This is a genomic window from Alphaproteobacteria bacterium, from assembly GCA_040216735.1.
In the GTDB taxonomy this organism is placed as follows: Bacteria; Pseudomonadota; Alphaproteobacteria; order SHVP01; family SHVP01; genus CALJDF01.
The window spans coordinates 34,829-52,832 of sequence record JAVJOO010000002.1; the positions used below are offsets into that span (position 1 = coordinate 34,829).

The 18,004-nt window shown below is 61.9% G+C and carries 18 protein-coding genes; 13 read left to right on the plus strand and 5 right to left on the minus strand.

Going from position 1 to position 18,004, the window contains the following annotated elements; genetic code table 11:
- Positions 1-118 precede the first annotated feature (118 nt).
- The 3 genes from RID42_01260 to RID42_01270 form a co-directional block, all read right to left on the minus strand.
- Entirely contained in the window at positions 119-1,798 is a 1,680-nt protein-coding gene (locus RID42_01260; protein ID MEQ8246286.1) for an ABC transporter substrate-binding protein, read from the minus strand.
- A gap of 68 nt (positions 1,799-1,866) precedes the next feature.
- On the minus strand, positions 1,867-3,540 hold the full coding sequence (locus RID42_01265) for an ABC transporter substrate-binding protein (protein MEQ8246287.1): 1,674 nt from the start codon (positions 3,538-3,540) through the stop codon (positions 1,867-1,869).
- Positions 3,541-3,677: 137 nt separating this feature from the next.
- Entirely contained in the window at positions 3,678-4,847 is a 1,170-nt protein-coding gene (locus RID42_01270; GenBank protein ID MEQ8246288.1) for a class I SAM-dependent methyltransferase, read from the minus strand.
- A 160-nt stretch (positions 4,848-5,007) separates the two neighbouring features.
- Between RID42_01270 and RID42_01275 the strand changes: the two genes are divergently transcribed.
- Genes RID42_01275 through RID42_01285 form a run of 3 tightly spaced genes read left to right on the plus strand, consistent with a single transcriptional unit; the run spans position 5,008 to position 7,898 of the window.
- The gene (locus tag RID42_01275; protein ID MEQ8246289.1) at positions 5,008-5,556 is read left to right on the plus strand and encodes a TRAP transporter small permease; all 549 of its coding nucleotides are present in this window, start codon (positions 5,008-5,010) and stop codon (positions 5,554-5,556) included.
- Entirely contained in the window at positions 5,556-6,854 is a 1,299-nt protein-coding gene (locus RID42_01280; GenBank protein MEQ8246290.1) for a TRAP transporter large permease, read from the plus strand. The genes RID42_01275 and RID42_01280 overlap by 1 nt, the downstream gene beginning before the upstream one ends.
- A gap of 48 nt (positions 6,855-6,902) precedes the next feature.
- Entirely contained in the window at positions 6,903-7,898 is a 996-nt protein-coding gene (locus RID42_01285) for a TRAP transporter substrate-binding protein (GenBank protein MEQ8246291.1), read from the plus strand.
- Between the two features lie 55 nt (positions 7,899-7,953).
- Here RID42_01285 and RID42_01290 read toward each other — a convergent pair whose 3' ends face one another.
- Positions 7,954-8,328: a hypothetical protein gene (locus tag RID42_01290; GenBank protein MEQ8246292.1), complete on the minus strand. Its 375-nt coding sequence runs from the start codon at positions 8,326-8,328 to the stop codon at positions 7,954-7,956.
- Between the two features lie 88 nt (positions 8,329-8,416).
- On the opposite strand from RID42_01290, the gene RID42_01295 reads away from it, so the two are divergent.
- From RID42_01295 to RID42_01340, 10 genes are all read left to right on the plus strand, one after another.
- Complete coding sequence (locus RID42_01295; GenBank protein ID MEQ8246293.1) at positions 8,417-8,974, plus strand: hypothetical protein; 558 nt, start codon at positions 8,417-8,419, stop codon at positions 8,972-8,974.
- A gap of 67 nt (positions 8,975-9,041) precedes the next feature.
- Positions 9,042-9,470 (plus strand): hypothetical protein, encoded by a 429-nt coding sequence (locus tag RID42_01300; protein MEQ8246294.1) that lies wholly within the window; start codon positions 9,042-9,044, stop codon positions 9,468-9,470.
- A 181-nt stretch (positions 9,471-9,651) separates the two neighbouring features.
- Entirely contained in the window at positions 9,652-10,227 is a 576-nt protein-coding gene (locus RID42_01305; GenBank protein MEQ8246295.1) for a plastocyanin/azurin family copper-binding protein, read from the plus strand.
- Between the two features lie 98 nt (positions 10,228-10,325).
- Positions 10,326-12,074 (plus strand): copper resistance system multicopper oxidase, encoded by a 1,749-nt coding sequence (locus tag RID42_01310; protein MEQ8246296.1) that lies wholly within the window; start codon positions 10,326-10,328, stop codon positions 12,072-12,074.
- 4 nt (positions 12,075-12,078) lie between these two features.
- A complete protein-coding gene (locus tag RID42_01315) occupies positions 12,079-12,786 on the plus strand; it encodes a copper resistance protein B (GenBank protein ID MEQ8246297.1) in 708 nt (235 codons plus the stop codon).
- A gap of 69 nt (positions 12,787-12,855) precedes the next feature.
- Complete coding sequence (locus tag RID42_01320; GenBank protein ID MEQ8246298.1) at positions 12,856-13,428, plus strand: hypothetical protein; 573 nt, start codon at positions 12,856-12,858, stop codon at positions 13,426-13,428.
- Between the two features lie 118 nt (positions 13,429-13,546).
- Positions 13,547-14,686, plus strand: coding sequence for an ABC transporter substrate-binding protein (locus RID42_01325; GenBank protein MEQ8246299.1), 1,140 nt, complete (start codon positions 13,547-13,549; stop codon positions 14,684-14,686).
- Positions 14,687-14,739: 53 nt separating this feature from the next.
- Positions 14,740-15,801, plus strand: a complete 1,062-nt coding sequence (locus tag RID42_01330; GenBank protein MEQ8246300.1) for an iron ABC transporter permease — start codon at positions 14,740-14,742, stop codon at positions 15,799-15,801.
- On the plus strand, positions 15,792-16,592 hold the full coding sequence (locus RID42_01335; protein ID MEQ8246301.1) for an ABC transporter ATP-binding protein: 801 nt from the start codon (positions 15,792-15,794) through the stop codon (positions 16,590-16,592). The genes RID42_01330 and RID42_01335 overlap by 10 nt, the downstream gene beginning before the upstream one ends.
- A gap of 24 nt (positions 16,593-16,616) precedes the next feature.
- The gene (locus tag RID42_01340; GenBank protein MEQ8246302.1) at positions 16,617-17,297 is read left to right on the plus strand and encodes a class I SAM-dependent methyltransferase; all 681 of its coding nucleotides are present in this window, start codon (positions 16,617-16,619) and stop codon (positions 17,295-17,297) included.
- Between the two features lie 18 nt (positions 17,298-17,315).
- Here the strand turns inward: RID42_01340 and RID42_01345 are convergent, their stop codons facing one another.
- The gene (locus RID42_01345; protein MEQ8246303.1) at positions 17,316-18,002 is read right to left on the minus strand and encodes a hypothetical protein; all 687 of its coding nucleotides are present in this window, start codon (positions 18,000-18,002) and stop codon (positions 17,316-17,318) included.
- Positions 18,003-18,004 lie beyond the last annotated feature (2 nt).

An 18,004-nucleotide genomic window follows, 5' to 3' on the forward strand; every position in this document is an offset into this window, starting at 1 on the left:
CCGCCTCCTGCTGGTCGTTGTTCGGTTCGTTCACCGTGACAAAATTAGGCCCCGACGATGCGGGGCACAAATGGTAGGAAGGCGCCGGCGGAAATGAGTCCGCCGACGCCAGTCGTTCCTACATGCTCAAGTCGTACCAGCGGATCGAGTTATCCGCGTGCCACTTGATCCCCTTGATCTTGTCGTTGAAAGCCCACTGGGTCTTCCACTCCAAAACCGGCAGCCACGCAACGTCCTTGGCCAGGATCTCCTGGGCCTCGGCCAGTTGCGCCGTCCGCTTGGCCGGGTCGCCTTCGATCAACGCGGCGGCATACAACTCGTCGACCCGCGGGTTCGAGTAATTGACCATCGTGTTAAGACCGCCCTTTTCCGCCGACACGAAAAACAGGAAGAGACCGTAGGCCGCATCGGGCGCGATCGGCTTTTCCTGGTCGTTGAGCGCAAACGGCAGGTCCTTCTTGACCAACTGCCGGTCGCCGTAGGTCGTCTGCGGCAACGGATCGAGCGAGACGTTGATCCCGATCTTGGCGAGATTGGTCTTGACCAAGTTGGCCACCGGGCCGAGCGACGATTCCTTTTCGGTGACGTAGGCCATGTTGAAGGCACCAGGGAATTTCTCCAGCCCCTTGCCGTCCGGATACCCGGCTTCGGCGAGCAAGGCCCTGGCTTTGTCCAGGTCTTCCGAATAGGTCGTCGAGGGTTCGTGGTAGTCGGTATAGGAGGTCGGGATCTGACCGACCCACTTTTTCGCACCGCCGAAATAGGCATCCCGAATGATAGCGTCATAGGGGATGGCATGGGCGATGGCCTGACGCACCTTCGGGTTATCGAACGGCGGCGTTTTGAAATTCATGTGGACGAACAGGTTCTCGTTGCCCAGCACGCCGGCGACCTTCACCCCGCGCACACCGCGCAGACTGTTGAACTCCTTGGGCGTAACCCGTTCGATCAAGCCGGCTTGGCCCGAGCGCAAGATCACGACGCGGTTGGAGCTTTGCGGCACCTTGCGCAGGATCACCCGGTCGAAATAGGGCTTGCCGCGGTAATAGTCCGGGTTCGCGGCGACCGCGAATTCCTTGTCCTTCTCCCAATTGCTCAGGCAGTAGGCGCCGAAGCCCGGGGCATTGACGTTGTCGTTATACCTGTGGCTCCACGGATCGTCGGCGGTCGCGTTCGCCTCCATGGTTTCCTTATCGTAGATGTACATGCCGAAAATCGTCAGGACGTGCTGGAACAGCGCGTTCGGCGCGGACTGGCGAATTTTTACCGTGTACTGGTCGACTTTCTGGACCTCGTCGCCCAATTTCTGAGCCGCTTTCGCTTCGGGCGAATCGCCGAAAACCGCGGGCGTGAAATTGTCGATCGAGCCGACGCTGGATAGGAACCAGCCGATCGGTGCGGCACCCGAAACGCTCTTGGCGCGGGCCAGAGTGTACATGACGTCGTCGGCGTCGAAGGTTGCGCCGTTGCAGCCTTTGACGTTCCGGCGCAGGTTGAAGGTCCAGGTCAGCGTGGCCTCGTCGAACGACCAGGATTCGGCGAGCCGGCCCTCGAACTGCGTGAAGTCGTGCACGATCACGCCCTCGTCGTTCATGCCTTTTTCTTTGTAGTAGATCAGCGGTTCAAGCAGGTTGTCGACGCCGGTCTGCGTCGCCGGGATGGCGATCGAGGCGCCGTCGTAGTCGAGCCCGGCCGGCACGTCTTCCGCCAGAACCAACAAGTCGGCGGCAAGCGCCGGCGCAGCCGACAGGCTGAAGGCCAGCGCGGCCGAACCGAAAAGAGCGTGTAGTCGTTTCATGAAGAGTCTCTCCCTATAGAAAATTGCGGCCTAGGCACCGACACGGCACCCAGGCCGATCATTGGCGGCTAGTTCACCGGTGTGTAGTCGTACCAGTGGATCGAGTTGTCCGGGTGCCACGTCACACCCTTGATCTTGTCGCTGATCGCCCAGTTCGTCTTGAACTCGACGACCGGGGCAACGGCGACATCGGCCATGAGCTGGTCTTGGATCTCGGCCAGCAACGCGTTGCGTTTGCCGGTATCGCCCTCGACAAGCATTTCGAAGAATTTCGCATCGACCGTGTCGTTGACGTAGTTCATCGAATTCAAAATGCCGCCCTTGGCCGACGACACATAGGAAAGCTGGACGCCGTAACCGGCGTCGACCCCGATCGGCTTGACGTGGTCGGTGAGGCCGAGCGGCAGGTCCTTCTTCACCAATTCGCGGTCGCCGTACTGGGTGGCCGGAATGGGATCGAGCAGGACCGGAATACCGACTTCCTCGAATGCCGAGCGCAACACAGTCGCCACTGGCCCGAGCACCGCTTCCCGCTCGGATTGGTAGGTGATCTTGAAGGAGTCCGCGAATTGCGCGAGCCCGCTACCGCCCGGGAACCCCGCTTCGGCGAGCAGCGCCTTCGCTTTCTCGGGGTTGTAGTCGTATTGCATCGCCGGCTGGTGGAAACCGGGGTAGCTCGACGGGATCGTGCCTACCCATTTCTTCGCCTGTCCGAAATAGCCGGTTTGGACCACCCGCTCGTAGGGGATGGCGTGGGCGATGGCACGGCGAACCCGCACGTCGTCGAAGGGTTTGACGTTGTAATTGAGATGCAGGAACAGGTTTTCGTTGCCGAAGGTGCCCAGCACCTTGACCCCGCTGGCGCGCTTCAGGTTGTCGTATTCCTTGGGCGTCAGCCGCTCGACAATGTGCGCTTGGCCCGAACGCAAGATCACGGCACGGTTTGAACTCTGCGGCACCTTGCGCAAGATCACACGGTCGAACGCCGCCTTGCCGCGGTAGTAATCGGGGTTGGCGCGCAGCCGCATTTCTTCGCCCTTGCGCCACTCGGCCAGGCACCATGGACCGAAGCCCGGCGCATCGACGTTGTTGTTGTAGGTGTGGCTCCACTTGTCCTCGGCGGTCGCGTTCGCCTCCATCGTCTCCTTGTCGAAGATGTTGCTGGCGAAAATCGTCAGGACCGGCAGGAACAATTGGTTGGGCGCCGACTGGCGGATCGTGACCGTGTAATCGTCGACCTTCTTCACCTCGTCGCCGAGGGTCTGGGCATCGCCGCCGCCGAAGACCGCGGGCGTGAACCCGTCGACCGACGAGACGCTGGCGAGGAACCAACCGATCGGCGCCGCGCCCGACACCGATTTGGCGCGCGCGTAGGTGTAGATGACGTCATCGGCGTTGAAGGTTTGCCCGTCGCATCCCTTCACGCCGCGGCGCAGATTCATGGTCCACGTCAGGGTACTCTTGTCGAACGACCAGGACTCGGCGAGCCGGCCCTCGAACTTCTGGAAATCGAGGAGTTGCACGCCCTCGTCGTTGACCGCGCCCTTTTGGAAATAGACCAACGGGTCGAGCAAGTTGACGATGCCGGTATAGGACTGAATGGTCGACGAGGTCGGGCCGTCAAAATCGAGTCCGGCCGGGACGTCGTCGGTTAGGACCAGAAGGTCCGCAGTGTAGGCAGGCGTGGCGATACCAAGCACGAAACCAAACGCGGCGAGCGATCTCAGCAATACTGAGGTCATGACGGCACCTCCCCATTTGTCCGTTCATTTTTCGTTTTGCCGACTCTCGCCGCCGCCGAGCCCTCCGTCAAGGAAAGCTTCCGCCCGGGGAGCGGCACCGGAAAATCCGGGACGCGCCAGGCGTCGCAGCGAACGGCTTATTTCTCCGCGCCGAACACGAACCAGGCGCCGGCGCCACCGAAGTCGCCCGCTTGGAATTTGCTGGTGCGGCCCTTGGCATAGGCCTCGCCGACGGCGCTGGGTTGCACCTTGGAGAAGCACTTGTTGCGCGCAAATCCGCAGGTGGCGGCAAGACCGGCGAGGTCGAGGTCTTTCAACGGCCCCCAAAACGGTTCGTTGTTGTTGTAGGTATCCCAATCGAGGATGAACTGATCGTACGGGTCCATCCCCTCGAAGGTCGGGGTTTCGACGTGGGCCATCACCCCGCCCGGCTTGAGCAGCCGGTGACACTCGCGAAAGATATTGGCGAGCGCCTTGTGCGAAGTTTCGTGCATCAGGATGTGGGAGACCACAAGATCGAAATGGCCGTCAGGATAGTCGGTCGCCTCGGCATTCTGTTGCGAGAAATGGACGACCTTACCCATCGATTCGGCGCGGGCGTGGCCGTAGCGCACAAACGGGCCAGCAAGATCGAGGGCGTGGACTTCGGCCTTCGGGAAGGCCTCGACATAGGGAATGGTGCTGTGTCCGACCGAACAGCCCATGTCGAGAATGCGTTTGGGTGCTAGCCCGGGACGGGTCTGGCGCAAATACGACAGCAACGTTGCCCCCATGTCCTCGTTGTAGGCGCCCATGCGGCCCATCGAATAGAGGAACACGCCGGGGTCGTAGACCGCGCCGGGAAGGACGTCGTCCTCGATCAGCTCGTTGTGGTAGCCGCCTGGGATGCAATGGATGTTGATCTCGGACATATAGCGCGGGATCGCGATCTTCGGGTTGGTGCGCAGGGTTCCTTTGCGCGCCGATGTGTGGGCGCGCTTGGCTTTCTCGGCCAAGGTGTCGATCTGGCGCACCGCGATTTCGCTTTGGGTGTCCTGCTTCATTTCCTGGCTGGTGCGTTGCAGCGCGCTCCAGGCCTGGTAGACCGTGTCGCGCGACATGGCGCGGCGGACATCGTGCCGGTTGGCGGGGTCGTGACCGAGGTCGCGGCGGATCGCCGGCTTGACCCGCGCGTCGTAAACCTTGCGCAGGTTGACCGAGACCGCGTTCGCAAGATGCAGCTTGAGCCCCGAAACGAACATCTGGCGGGCCGATTCGTCGTGGGTGTTATCGGGCAACATCGCGTGTTTGCCTTGCCGCTCCATCATGATTTGCATCCTCACGGTCGTTAGTTTGGAATACCGGACATTATAGGCCCTCGCGGCACAGCCGGGTAGGGCCGACGGTTTCGTTGCGGGGGCCGCTCGGTGTGTGTAAAGGTTGGTCCAACGAAGAGCTGCAAAGACAGCCACAGGGACAGGGAGAGGCATGGACGAGAACCCGGCATCCGACGGCTTGTTGGCGCGCGCAGATTTTTTGCTCGACCGCGCTCTTTACTACACCTCGGCGTTACTCTTGATCACCATCGCGACCGCGGTGATGTACACGGTGATTTCCCGGTACATCTTTCATTCCGCGCCGCTGTGGGCCGAGGATGCGCCGCGCGTGTTCTTTTTGTGGATGACCTATCTTGGCATCGCGGTGGCGACGCGGCGCGGCCAGAACATCCGCGTCACCTTCTTCGTCGAAAAAATGGCGCCGAAGCCGCGGCTCTACCTCGACATGTTCATGCACCTATGCGTGCTGGCGATGCTGATCACGCTGCTGTGGAACGTGTGGCCGCTGATCCGGCTCAATTTGGCCGGGACGATGCTGTCGACCGGCTGGTCCAACGCGGTGAGCTGGTTCCCGCTGCCGATCGGCGCGGCCTTGATGCTGATGTACCAGGTGCGGCAAATGATCAAAAGCTACGAGGACTATAAGACCGGCAACTACGACGGCGAATCCTCGGGCCTCAACGAAGCGGGAGGCGACTGATGCTTCTGGTCAGCATGCTCGCGTTGTTGTTCATCTTCTCCCTAATCGGGATGGAGATCGGTTGGGCGATCGGTTTCGCCGCGTTCGGCTATTTGGTGCTGGCGCAGTTCGAACCGTTCGGCACGCCGATGATCCTGTTCTCGCAAATGATGGTGGCGGGTCTCGATAGCTTTATCCTCGTCGCGATCCCGTTGTTCATCTTCATGGGCGAGTTGATGAACCGGTCCGGCGTGACCCACCGCATCATTGATTTTGCCGGAGCGCTGGTCGGCCACATCCGCGGCGGCCTCGCCAATGTCGGCGTGGTTGCGAACTTCATCATGTCGGGGATTTCCGGGTCGGCCCTTGCCGACGCCGCCGCCACCGGCACCGTCCTGGTGCCGGAAATGAAGAAACGCGGCTTTCCGCCGGCCTTCTCCAGTGCGGTGATTTCCTCGGCCGCCACGGTCGGGCCGATCATTCCGCCGTCGATCTCGTTCGTGTTGCTTGGCGCGATCGTCGAAGTCTCGGTCGGCCGGTTGTTCATGGGCGGTGTCGTGCCCGGCTTCATCATGTTTGTGGCGATGTTCGCCCTGACCTATTGGATCAGCAAAAAGAACAACTACCCGGTCGAGGTGAAGGCAACTTTCGTCCAGCAAGGCAACGCCTTTGCCCGAGGGTTCCTACCGTTATTGGCCCCGATCTTTGTCGTCGGCAGCATCGTGGGCGGGATTGCGACACCGACGGAAGCGGCCGCTATCGCGGTGTTCTACACACTGATCCTGGGTGTCTTCGTGTACCGCAACCTTTCGTGGCGGGACATTCTGGAGACCGCCGGAATGGCGGCGATTTCCTCGTCGGTCATCATGCTGACGGTCGCAACGTCGCAAATCTTCGCCTTCCTCGCGGTTCGCGAAAAGCTGGGCGAAATCCTGACGACCGCGATGCTGAGCGTGTCGGACAACATCTATGTCCTGCTGCTGATGGCGAACATCCTGATGCTGTTCCTCGGCATGTTCATGGAAATTCTCCCGATCATGCTAATCCTCGCACCCATTCTGTTCCCGCTATTTACCGGGATGGGGGTGAGCGACGTGCACCTCGGGGTCGTGATGGTCTTGAACTTGATGATCGGGATGATCACCCCGCCGATCGGGCTAAATTTGTTTGTTCTGTCGGCGATCTCGAAGGTCGGCGTGATCGAGATATTCCGCTATGCCGTGCCGTATTTCTTCACGTTGCTCGGCGTCTTGATGCTGATTACCTACGTCCCCGAACTCACTCTCTTCCTTGCAGATCTGGTAATTCCTGTAAAATAATCGTCACAAGGCCGAATCACCGGCCAATCACCCCGGGAGGACTTATAGATGACTGACTTCATGATTAGCCGCCGTACCGCCATGAAAGGCGCGGCGGGCGTTGTTGCCGCTGGGACGATCGCCGGCATTCCGAGCGTCGTGCAGGCCGCGAAATTCAAATACGGCACCGCGGCCGCGCCATCGTCGATCTCGGCGCGCGCCGCGACCGACCTGTTCAAGGCCGTAGCCGAGCGCACCAACGGCGAAGTCGAGTTCGAGGTTTTCGCCGGCAATCTCGGCGTCGGCGAGAAGGAACTGATCGAAGGCGCCTCGATCGGGACCGTCGATGGATCGGGCACCGCCTATACCGGCACCCGCGAGTTCGACATTTTCTACGCGCCCTATTTCTTCCGCGACAGCGAACACGCCTTCCGCGTCGCCAACGGCTTCCTGCGCCCGCAAACCACGAAGGTCTTGCTTGACCGGTACAGCGTGCACTTCCTCGGCGTCGGCCGGGCCGGGCCGTGGAACCTTTACCTGCGCGAAAAGATCGACGGATTCGACGATCTCAAGGGCAAAAAGATCCGCGCCTCGTCGATCGAAGGCCAGGTCAAGGGCCTGAATCACCTCGGCGCCGAACCGACCGTCATCGCCTTCAACGAACTCTACGGCGCGCTACAACAGGGCATCGTCGACGGTGCGGCGACGTTGGCCGCGCTCAACATCCCGCAGAAGTTCTACGAAGTGACCAAGTACATCGTCCGCAACGACTTCGGCTTGGGCCTCGACAAGTTCTTCATTAGTTCGCGGATCTGGAGCCAACTCAGCAAGAAGAACCAGGACATCGTCCAGGGCACGTTCGACGAGCTGGAGCCGGAACTCTACGCCAAGCGGGTCAACGAGGAACTTGGGCCGAGCTACGACAAGTGGGAAGAGCTCAACGGCAAGGGCACCGTGCTGACCCTCGACGCGTCTGCGGCGCAGGCCAAGATGGCGCCGCTCAACAAGCAGCTTGCCGACGAGGTCTTCGGCGCCGGCACGTGGGACAAGATCGAAGCGGCGTAAGACCGCTTCTCGTTGCGACTTGGATGGGGCGCCCCGCGGGGCGCCCTTTTTTTGCCTAACCGCCGGCGACGCTTGGCGCCGGAGCACTCGGATAGCCCGGGTTCGGCACGCAAATGCATAGGTGGCGGAAAGGCTCGTCGCCTAGCACCCGCCACACAACGCGGCAGCCGCGCGGCAGCAGATAGACCGATCCGGTTTCGGCGATCACGGTGCCGGTCTCCTTCATCAAGGGCGGCAGGTGATAGGTGATCTCGGCCCGCCCTTTGGTGACGTAGTGCACTTCGTCGTGGCTCAACGTCCAGACGATATCGGGGCCGGGAAAGAAGTCCTCGAAGTTGACCTGGGCGGCAGGTTCGCTGATCCCGGTATTGACCGCGCGGTAGCGCGACCCGTCGATGAACGGGAAGGTCTTGTCGGGCGCTGTATCCAAATCCGAATCCGCAACGTTGTATAAAGCGAACCTTGACCATTTAATGGCATCCATGACGCCCCCCTCCTCTCACATTGGAACCGACGGTATGCCGACGACGCCCGACTTCACCGCCATGATCTTGCTAAGCTACACCCCGCGCGCCGGGATCGACACCGCCGCCTACGAGACGTGGTTGAACGCGGTGGACAACCCGTTCTTCAACGGCGTCCCCGGGATCGCGCGCTATACCAACTGGAAGATTACCGGTTCGGGGTCGCCAGTGCCGTTCACCCATTTCGACACGATGGGGCTGGACAGCGTCGCCGCCGCGGCCGACGTGTGGCAACGCCAGGACGTCAAGGATTTCACCGCCGAGTGGCGCCGGCTGTGGGGACAGGGGCCCGACGCCGCCGACCTATCGGTCAACGCCCACGTCTACCTGTTTGAGAACGACGCCGGTGCCGGCCTCGCCCGGCACCGCAACCTGGTGATGACGATGGCGGACGCACCAGTTGCCGATGCGCCCGAGGCCGAACGCTGGCGCCTGGTTCGCCCGGTTCGCGGCGTGCCCCGGTTTCACTATCTGCGCCTGCAACCGGGCGCCGCCCCGGCGGCCCTCCCGCCCGATACCGTCGCCGCCACGGTGATCGCCGAACCGGCGTGATGAGCTTCTACCGGAAAGCACGACCCGCGCGGCGCATTGCCAACGACAACGTGACACCGCTAACCCCTTGCATGACGCGATCATACTGGTCCACCATGCGCCGCGACTGCAAACCTTGCCCGAACCGAGGCCTGCGCTTTTGAAACTCAATATCTGTGCGCTCCTGATCGTCTTTGTCACCGCCCTCTCGTGGGGAACCGTTGGTGCGAACGCGCATGGCGTCCAGGCGTCCGACATGGCCGCTGCGACGACAGTTGAGTTCGAGTCGGACAATGTCTCGAACGACAGCACCCATCGCGGTGGGCACGGGCAGCATGGAAAAAAGGGCGGCATGAACGGCGGGCATTGTTCGTTTGCCTGTATGGCGATGCTGGACAAAGCCGCCGCCAACACGACGATCGCGCTGCGGGCCGATGCGTTCGACTTTGTGGCGATCGACGCCACCGCCGTGGCCACCGAACCGCCCCGGCGACCGCCAAAACACATCCTTCTCTAACGGCCTGCGCCGCTCGGCGCCGCGTATCCATGCGCTGCTTGGCGCCGTGTATCCGTGCGTCCGCCGAATCCGGCAGGCGCACAACGCTGGCGTAGCCCGCCCGATCGCCGCCGCGTCGCGGTGGCGCGCCCGTCAGGCCGCTCCCCCGATTCCCTCTCTTCAAACTCTTAGGAGTGCTTCAATGACGTTCCTATCCGTTCGACTCGGTCGCATCGCGTTGACCGCCGGCCTTCTCTCTATCGGGTCTCTATCTTTGACCGCCCCCGTCCTTGCCGCCGGCGAGCACAAGGGCGGACACCACGGCGAAAACGCGCGTGCCGGAGCTCCCGGCGACGCGTCGCGGGCGACCCGCACGATCGACGTGGTGATGCGCGACAACTTTTTCGAACCCGAAACCATTCGCGTGGCGCCCGGCGAAACCATCCGATTCCGCATCGTCAACGCCGGCGAATTCGTCCACGAGTTCAACATCGGCACGCCGGAGATGCACGTCAAACACCAGGGCGAGATGGCGATGATGGTCGAGCACAACGTGCTGTTGCCCGACCGCATCGACGTCAAGGCCGCCGCCGCGATGCAGGAGTCGATGGGACACGGCATGCACAACGATCCGAACAGCGCGCTGCTGGAGCCGGGCAAAACCGGCGAAGTGATCTGGACCTTTCCCGCGGGCGGCGAGATCGCGCTCGAATTCGGTTGCAACGTTCCCGGTCACTACGAAGCCGGCATGGTCGGCGAATTCAAACTTCAACACTGACAAATAGATCGGTCGCCGCCGCGCGGGTGGCGACCGGCCCTATCCCCCCAATTGAGGAAGTGACGATGAAGATATTTGGATCGGCCCGCACGCTCTTGATGAGCGCCGCCCTATTGGCCACGGCCGGCGCCGCCACCGCCGGACAGTACGACCTGACGGTCGACAAAGTGACTATCGACACCGGGCAATTCACCCGCAGCGGAATCGGTTACAACGGCGCGACGCCGGGTCCGGTACTCCGCTTCAAGGAAGGCGAAGAGGTCACCATCAACGTGACCAACAATCTGAAGGAATCGACGTCGATCCACTGGCACGGACTGATTCTTCCGTTCGAGCAAGACGGTGTGCCGGGTCTCAGCTACCCCGGCATCGCGCCGGGCGAGACGTTCACCTACCGTTTCCCGATCGTGCAGAGCGGCACCTATTGGTTCCATAGCCATTCCGGCTTCCAGGAGCCCGACGGCGCTTACGGCGCCATCGTCATCGAGCCCCAGGAGCGGGAGCCGTTTCGCTTCGACCGCGACTACGTCGTGCAACTGGCCGATGCGCATCCCCACGCCGGCAAGCGAATCATGCGCAACCTGAAGATGATGCCGGACTACTACAACCGCCAGCAGCGCACGCTGTTCGATTTCCTCGGCGACGCGAAGAAAGACGGATTGGGTGCGGCCCTGGCCGACCGCGGCGCGTGGGGCGAAATGCGGATGATGCCGACCGACATCGAAGACCTCCAAGGGTTCACGCCGCTGATCAACGGTAAAGGTCCAGAACAGAACTGGACCGGACTTTTCAAACCCGGCGAGCGGGTCCGCCTGCGGTTCATCAACTCGTCCGCCATGACCTATTTCGACATTCGGATTCCAGGTCTCAAGATGACCGTGGTGCAAGCCGACGGAAACAACGTCCAGCCGGTCACCGTAGACGAGCTGCGAATCGCCGTCGCCGAAACCTTCGATGTGATCGTGCGCCCGACCGAAGAACGAGCATATTCGATCCTCGCCGAATCGATGGGCCGCACCGCTATGGCGCGCGGCACGTTGGCGCCGCGCGAGGGCATGGCCGGCGACATCACGCCGCTGCGCCGCCCCGGCCTCCTGTCGATGGCCGACATGGGCATGGACCACGACGCGATGGGCCACGATATGGCCGCGATGGGCGACGGCGACGGTACCGGCGACACCATGACCGAAGGCAAAGCCACGCCGGGCATGGACCACAGCGCAATGGGTCACGGAGCGGCGGCCGACCGAGGGGACGGCGCCCACACCATGCCCGACGGTCGGACCATGGCGGGGATGGACCATAGCGCCCACGGCGGCGCTGCCGGAGCCACCGATCCGTTCTATGCCGCAGGCAGCGGACTGACGCCCGAAGCCGCCGAGGGCGGCAAGTTCCTGTCCTATGCCGACCTGAAGGCGCAGCGCCCGCTTTACGCAGTGCGCCCGCCGAACCGCGAAATCGAACTGCGTCTAACCGGGAACATGGAGCGCTACACGTGGTCGATCAACGGGGTGAAATACAGCGATGCCGAACCGATCCGACTGACCTACGGCGAACGCGTCCGCTTTAAGTTCGTCAACGAGACAATGATGAGTCATCCCATGCATCTGCACGGCATGTGGTCGATCCTCGACACCGGGAGCGGGCGGCTGAACCCGATCAAGCACACGATCAGCGTTGCGCCAGGGACGACGGTCTATACCGAGACGGAGGTCGACGCGTTGGGTCGCTGGGCGTTCCACTGCCACCTCTCGTACCACATGGACGCAGGTATGTTCCGCGAGATCGTCGTCGAGGGTGCGCCCGGTCCCCGGGCCGCCGTCGCGGCCCCCGGGCGGGAAGGATAGGGATATGCAAAAGCACCTCCTTGCCATTGTCCTCGGCGCGGCCGGGATCGCCGTCCTCGCCGGTCCCGCTGCGTCCGAGCCCCTGATCTGGGGCACTCAGGTCGAACAACTGGAAGCCCGCCGCGGCGAAAGCAACCACAACAACGTCGTGTGGGACGCCGATGCCCTCGTCGGTCGCGACGAACTGAAGCTTGTCTGGCGCAGCCAAGCCGAGGTTTCAACCGGAACCGGTTTGTTCGAATCGCTGTCGAACCAACTTCGCTTACAAAAACCGATCTCGACCTTTTTCGATGCGGTTGTGGGTGTGCGGCTCGATACGCCCCACGGCCCCGATCGAACCTACGGGGTTGTCGGGATCAAGGGCCTCACACCGCAGTGGTTCGAGATCGATGCTGACCTGTACCTGTCGGAGAACCCCGTGTTCAGTTTTGAGGCCGAGTATGAGGGCTTGATTACCAACCGGATCATCGTAACCCCGAGTGTCGAGATCGACGTGCCGCTGGCCAACGACAGGCCGATTGCACTCGGCGCCTGGGGGCCGAGAATCGAACTCGGCGCGCGCGTGAGCTACGACCTCGTCGACCGCGCGATCTCGCCATATGTCGGGCTCACCTACGAACGATCGTTCGGCAAGACATCCGATTTTCGCCGCGCCGAGGGCGAAGACGACCGGACCCTGTTCTTTGTTCTTGGTACCCGCCTTTTGTTTTAAAGCGAGGCCGCCGGATCGAACGCCTAGCCACCCCACCGAAATCCCCTTTTCGTCCCAGGAGAATACCCCATGCGCCGACTCTTACTCGCCTCGATCCTCGTGCTCCCGTCCCTGGCCCAGGCCCAGCAGTCCGGCCATTCTCACACGCCCGGCATGACCCACGCCGCATCCGCCGACACGGTCGGTTCACCGTCGGCGGCGCGGGAACCGGGCCAGGCAAGCTTTGCCGCGATTCAAGAAATCGTGTCCCTCTTGGAGGCTGATCCTAGGACCGACTGGGCGGCGGTGGATATCGACGGCTTGCGCCGGCATATCGTCGATATGGATAACGTGACCCTTCGGGCAGAGGTGGAGACCACCCCGATCGACGGCGGTTTTCGCTACGTCGTGACCGGCGCGGGATCGGTGCGCGAGTCGATCGCACGTATGGTGAGCGCCCACGCGGCAACCGCATCGGGCAGTCACGGACTGACCATCGTAGCGGCGGACGACCCCCGCGGGGCGGTCATGACCGTTACCGCGACCCGCCCCGAAGATCTGGCGAAACTCGCCGGCCTTGGATTCTTCGGTGTAATGACGTTGGGCGCGCACCATCAAGAACACCACCTGATGATCGCAGCCGGCCGCGGACCCCACCACTAACCCCCGGAACGAGGTCCAGGCGCGGCTAGGCACCGGCCTGTCGGCAGACTCTATTGCGAATCATTCTCAACTAAATCATAATGATGATATTGATTCTCATTCGCAGTAAGGCACCTCAATGATTAACCCCCTCCGAGCAGGCCTAACGGCCGCACTCATCCTGTCGTCTACACCAGCATTGGCGGCGCAAACGATCTCCGTTACCGACATCGCGGGCCGTACGGTTACCGTCAATCAACCGGTCCAAAGCATGATCCTGGGCGAGGGGCGTCAGTTCTACGTCACGGCGGCCCTTGATGCCGACAAGCCGTTTGGGCGCATCGTCGGTTGGCAAACCGATCTCAAGAACGTCGACCCTGGCGGCTATGCCGCCTATCGCGACCGCTTCCCAGAGATCGACCAAGTCGCCGAATTCGGCAACCCTGGTCGCGGCGCTTTCAGCGCCGAAAAAGCCATCGCGATGAAACCCGACCTCGTCTTCATGCACTTGCAAGTGCATGAGGCGACCAAAGCGTCAGGTCTCCTTGATCAGTTGGCGGCCGCAGACATCCCGGTCGTCTTCGTCGACTTCCGCGAACGTCCCTTGGACAACACGATCCCGAGCATGCTGTTAATGGGCCGCCTATTGGAGCGTCAAGAACGTGCTCAGGCGATGGCCGATTTCCTCCTTCGCGAACAGGCCACGGTCTATCAGCGGATTGCTGCCCTTAAAGGACCACGCCCAAAGGTCTTTATTGAACGCGCAGCCGGCGGCGGCTTTTTCAAGAACGACTGCTGCGAAACCTGGGGTGCCGAAAGCCTCGGGCTTCTGATTGAAAGAGCAGGAGGAGAGAATATCGCCGCGACGCTGCTGCCTGGGCCAACGGGTTCACTCAACCCGGAACAGGTGATGACGTCCTCACCCGACATCTTCATCGTCACCGGTTCGGACTGGGACTCGCTCGCTCCGGGCAACACAGCCGCGCCGGTCGGCGCAGGGGCCGATCCGCGGCGGGTACAGGAACGCCTGCACAGCCTCGCAAGCCGCTACGGATTCGAAGAACTTTCGGCGCTAAAGGGCGGTCATTTCCACGCTATTTGGCACCAGTTCTACAACTCGCCTTACAACTTCGTAGCGTTGCAGGCGTTCGCCAAGTGGATCAACCCGCAGGCATTCGCCGACATCGATCCAGATGAAACCTTCAAGCGCTTCCACGACGCGTTCCTGCCAGTGGCGTATCGCGGGGGCTACTTCGCCACTCTCGATCCGGCCTCCTGATTTCCTAACCTTGGGCCTCGCTTCGGCGGGGCCCACCTTTTTTGGGTAACCACATGTCGCACATCGCAACCGCACCAAGTGGCGAGGGCGTCTACCGAAGTATCGTGCGCCGCAAGACACTCTTGCTCGGGAGCATGACCGCACTCCTCCTGCTCTGCTTGTTGCTCGACATCGCTCTGGGGCCCGCTCGCCTGCCGCTTTGGGAAGTCATTCAAGCTGTCGTTGCGCCCGGATCCGTTGCGGCCGCTTCAAAAGTCATCGTCTGGGAAATTCGTCTTCCCGTGGCGCTGATGGCCGTTGCCGTCGGCGCGGCCCTCGCTATAGCGGGCGCGGAGATGCAGACGATCCTCAACAATCCCCTCGCGAGCCCCTTCACCTTGGGTATCTCGGCAGCAGCCGGTTTCGGCGCGGCGCTGGCCATCGTCCTTGGCGTCGGCGTGCTGCCGCTGGCCGGCGTCGCACTGATCCCTGCCAACGCCTTCCTTTTTGCAATGCTCGCCGCGCTGCTGATCTATTTCGCTAGCCAACTGCGCGGCGTCACCATCGAGACAGTCGTCCTTCTCGGTATCGCCCTCGTCTTCACCTTCAACGCGTTGCTTGCACTGCTGCAATACATCGCCACCGAACAGGCGCTGCAAGAAGTCGTTTTCTGGACGCTCGGCAGCCTGACCAAGGCGACCTGGGGCAAAGTCGGTGTCGCCTTTGCCACAATCTTCACGGTCACACCGTTCCTTGTGATCAGTGTGTGGCCGCTCACCGCGCTGCGTTTGGGCGACGAGAAAGCGCGCAGCCTCGGCATCAATGTTCGCGCGCTCCGCCTACGCGTCCTCGTTCTGGTCTCTCTGTTGGCATCCGTTGCGGTTGCTTTTGTCGGTACGATTGGTTTCGTCGGCCTTGTCGGGCCGCATATCGCACGCATGCTCGTCGGCGAGGATCAACGGTTCTTTCTACCGGTAGCCGCACTCGCTGGCGCGATCATGATGTCCGCAACCTCCATCGTCAGCAAAGAACTAATTCCGGGCGTCATTTTCCCCATCGGCATCATCACGGCGCTGGTCGGCATACCGTTCTTTTTAAGCCTCATTTTTGCAAGACGGAGGGAATCGTGGGGTTAGACCTTTCTATAGAACGGCTATCATTTGCCTACGGCACGCGGCTCGTACTGGACGACATTACGTTGCCGGGCTTGCTACCCGGCGCAGTGACGGCGGTCATTGGACCCAACGCCGCGGGCAAATCCACCTTGTTCAAATGCATCGCGGGCCTCCTACACGGTCGTGGCAGCGTGCGGGTCGACGGCGTGTCGATCGACGCCATGTCGCCTGAAACGCGGCGTCGGCAACTCTGTTATCTGCCGCAGGAAGTGCCCGTCAACGCAGTACTAACGGTGTTCGAAGCCGTGCTGCTGGCCCGCAAGCAAACTGCGCAGTGGCGCGTCAGTACAGAAGATATCGCCGCGGTTGGAGAGGCCCTGATCGACCTCGGTATCGAGCGACTCGCCGACCGCCATCTCAGCGAACTCAGCGGCGGCCAAAAACAGCTGGTCTCACTTGCGCAGGCCGTCGTACGCGCGCCCGACCTGTTGCTGCTCGACGAACCGACCAGCGCGCTCGACTTACAGCATCAAGTCGAAGTGCTCGACCTCGTAACGGAAGTTACGCGTGCGCGCCGCATGACCACGATGGTCGCAATTCACGACCTCAATCTCGCGGTCCGTTACGCCGACGCCTTCATCGTTTTATGCGAGGGCAGAGTGTACGCGCAGGGCCTCCCTACCGACGTATTGACCGAAGCCATGATTTCCGAGGTTTACGGCGTTCACGCACGCGTCCGTTCCTCCGACGGATTCATTACCGTAACCCCAGTCGAGTCCGTCCGCCGGCGCATTCGTGCCGCGGCAGCATAACCCCAGGCGAGGAAGGAAATAGAAATGATCAACGACACCGCCCCACCGACCGAGCACGTAAAGAATCTTGTCGCACAGCACTGGCACCGTCGAGCATCGAGCTTCGATCAAGAGGCAAGCCACGGCCTGCTGAACGACGCCCAGCATGACGCCTGGCGCGCCTTACTCGCCGATGTGGCGGGCCCCTCCCCGCTCGATGTGCTGGACATCGGTTGCGGTACCGGCTTCTTGGCGCTCTTGTTGTCCGAACTCGGCCACCGCGCCACGGGGATCGACATGGCCGAGGGTATGCTCACCGAAGCGCGTCGCAAGGCTGCAGATGCGGGATCAAAAGCCGTCTTTCTATCCGGCGATGCCGAAGCGCCAGCCACGGATATTGGCCGTTTCGATCTCATCTGCATGCGCCATGTCATCTGGACGCTGCCCGACCCCGTTGCGGCGGCGAAGAACTGGTTGACCCTACTTCGGTCGGGTGGCCGCATCATTCTCGTCGAGGGTGAATTCAAGAGCGCCAGCATGAAGGAGGAGTATCAACAAATTGGGCAGAGCCTGCCGCTGCTTGGGGGCCGCCCGGCGACGGAGATCACTGCATTGCTCGAAAGCGCGGGTTTCGTCAGGCCAACCATCCGCTCGTTGATGGACAAAACCCTATGGGTCGAAGAGCCCCAGTTCCCGCGTTATATGGTGACCGCGAGCCGTAGTTAGGAATAGGCCGCGACGCAACTAAGCGTCGCGGTGCAGCGCGGTCAGGACGTAGCTTGAATCGTAGACCGGGTAGTGCATTTTGAGCATCACCCGGTCAGCGTCGTTGGTGCACCACATCTCTAACCACAGCGACCCGTCTAGCTCGACGTAACGCACATGTTCGGCCTCGAACGTGCCACCCGGCACATCGATGGTTTCGACGCCGATATATTCGGCGGTCATCGGCCATAGGCCGAGCATCGGCCCCGACGCGCCGTTGGCGAGCGGCGAACAACTGGGAATCGGGTCGATCAACTGCCGCCCCGCGGAAGGATCTTTCTTAATATTGGTACAGTGCCAGACGTCGGTGGCGACGGCGTGCGTGATGAACGACTGCGCAGGGCCGGACAGATCGAAGCGTTGCGAAATCCGCCCCTCATTGGCCGTGAACCCCTCGCATTCAGCGACGGCGCCATCGAAGCGAAACCAGGTCGAGCCGATCGTCTTGTCGTACTGGCGTACCTTGATGAAGCAATCTACCGGGCGGAACGACGCATCGAGAGTATAAACGACGTCGCGCACGATTTCGGTGTCGAAGATTTCGGAGCGCGCGCGGATGGTGCGCTGGCCGTCGCTATGGACGGTCACAGTGCAGGGTTCCTGCCCGCGCTTGGTCCCGTCGGCGGTGAGGTAGTCGATCTCGTAACGTAGTTCGCGGTGTTTCACGC

What these genes read in the sequence shown, in the direction of transcription:
- RID42_01325 (MEQ8246299.1), top strand. Translation starts at nt 13,547, where the DNA reads ATGATTAACCCCCTCCGAGCAGGCCTAACGGCCGCACTCATCCTGTCG.
- RID42_01340 (MEQ8246302.1), top strand. Translation starts at nt 16,617, where the DNA reads ATGATCAACGACACCGCCCCACCGACCGAGCACGTAAAGAATCTTGTC.
- RID42_01285 (MEQ8246291.1), top strand. Translation starts at nt 6,903, where the DNA reads ATGACTGACTTCATGATTAGCCGCCGTACCGCCATGAAAGGCGCGGCG.
- RID42_01320 (MEQ8246298.1), top strand. Translation starts at nt 12,856, where the DNA reads ATGCGCCGACTCTTACTCGCCTCGATCCTCGTGCTCCCGTCCCTGGCC.
- RID42_01275 (MEQ8246289.1), top strand. Translation starts at nt 5,008, where the DNA reads ATGGACGAGAACCCGGCATCCGACGGCTTGTTGGCGCGCGCAGATTTT.
- RID42_01305 (MEQ8246295.1), top strand. Translation starts at nt 9,652, where the DNA reads ATGACGTTCCTATCCGTTCGACTCGGTCGCATCGCGTTGACCGCCGGC.
- RID42_01330 (MEQ8246300.1), top strand. Translation starts at nt 14,740, where the DNA reads ATGTCGCACATCGCAACCGCACCAAGTGGCGAGGGCGTCTACCGAAGT.
- RID42_01260 (MEQ8246286.1), bottom strand. Translation starts at nt 1,798, where the DNA reads ATGAAACGACTACACGCTCTTTTCGGTTCGGCCGCGCTGGCCTTCAGC.
- RID42_01315 (MEQ8246297.1), top strand. Translation starts at nt 12,079, where the DNA reads ATGCAAAAGCACCTCCTTGCCATTGTCCTCGGCGCGGCCGGGATCGCC.
- RID42_01295 (MEQ8246293.1), top strand. Translation starts at nt 8,417, where the DNA reads ATGCCGACGACGCCCGACTTCACCGCCATGATCTTGCTAAGCTACACC.
- RID42_01310 (MEQ8246296.1), top strand. Translation starts at nt 10,326, where the DNA reads ATGAGCGCCGCCCTATTGGCCACGGCCGGCGCCGCCACCGCCGGACAG.
- RID42_01270 (MEQ8246288.1), bottom strand. Translation starts at nt 4,847, where the DNA reads ATGATGGAGCGGCAAGGCAAACACGCGATGTTGCCCGATAACACCCAC.
- RID42_01280 (MEQ8246290.1), top strand. Translation starts at nt 5,556, where the DNA reads ATGCTTCTGGTCAGCATGCTCGCGTTGTTGTTCATCTTCTCCCTAATC.
- RID42_01265 (MEQ8246287.1), bottom strand. Translation starts at nt 3,540, where the DNA reads ATGACCTCAGTATTGCTGAGATCGCTCGCCGCGTTTGGTTTCGTGCTT.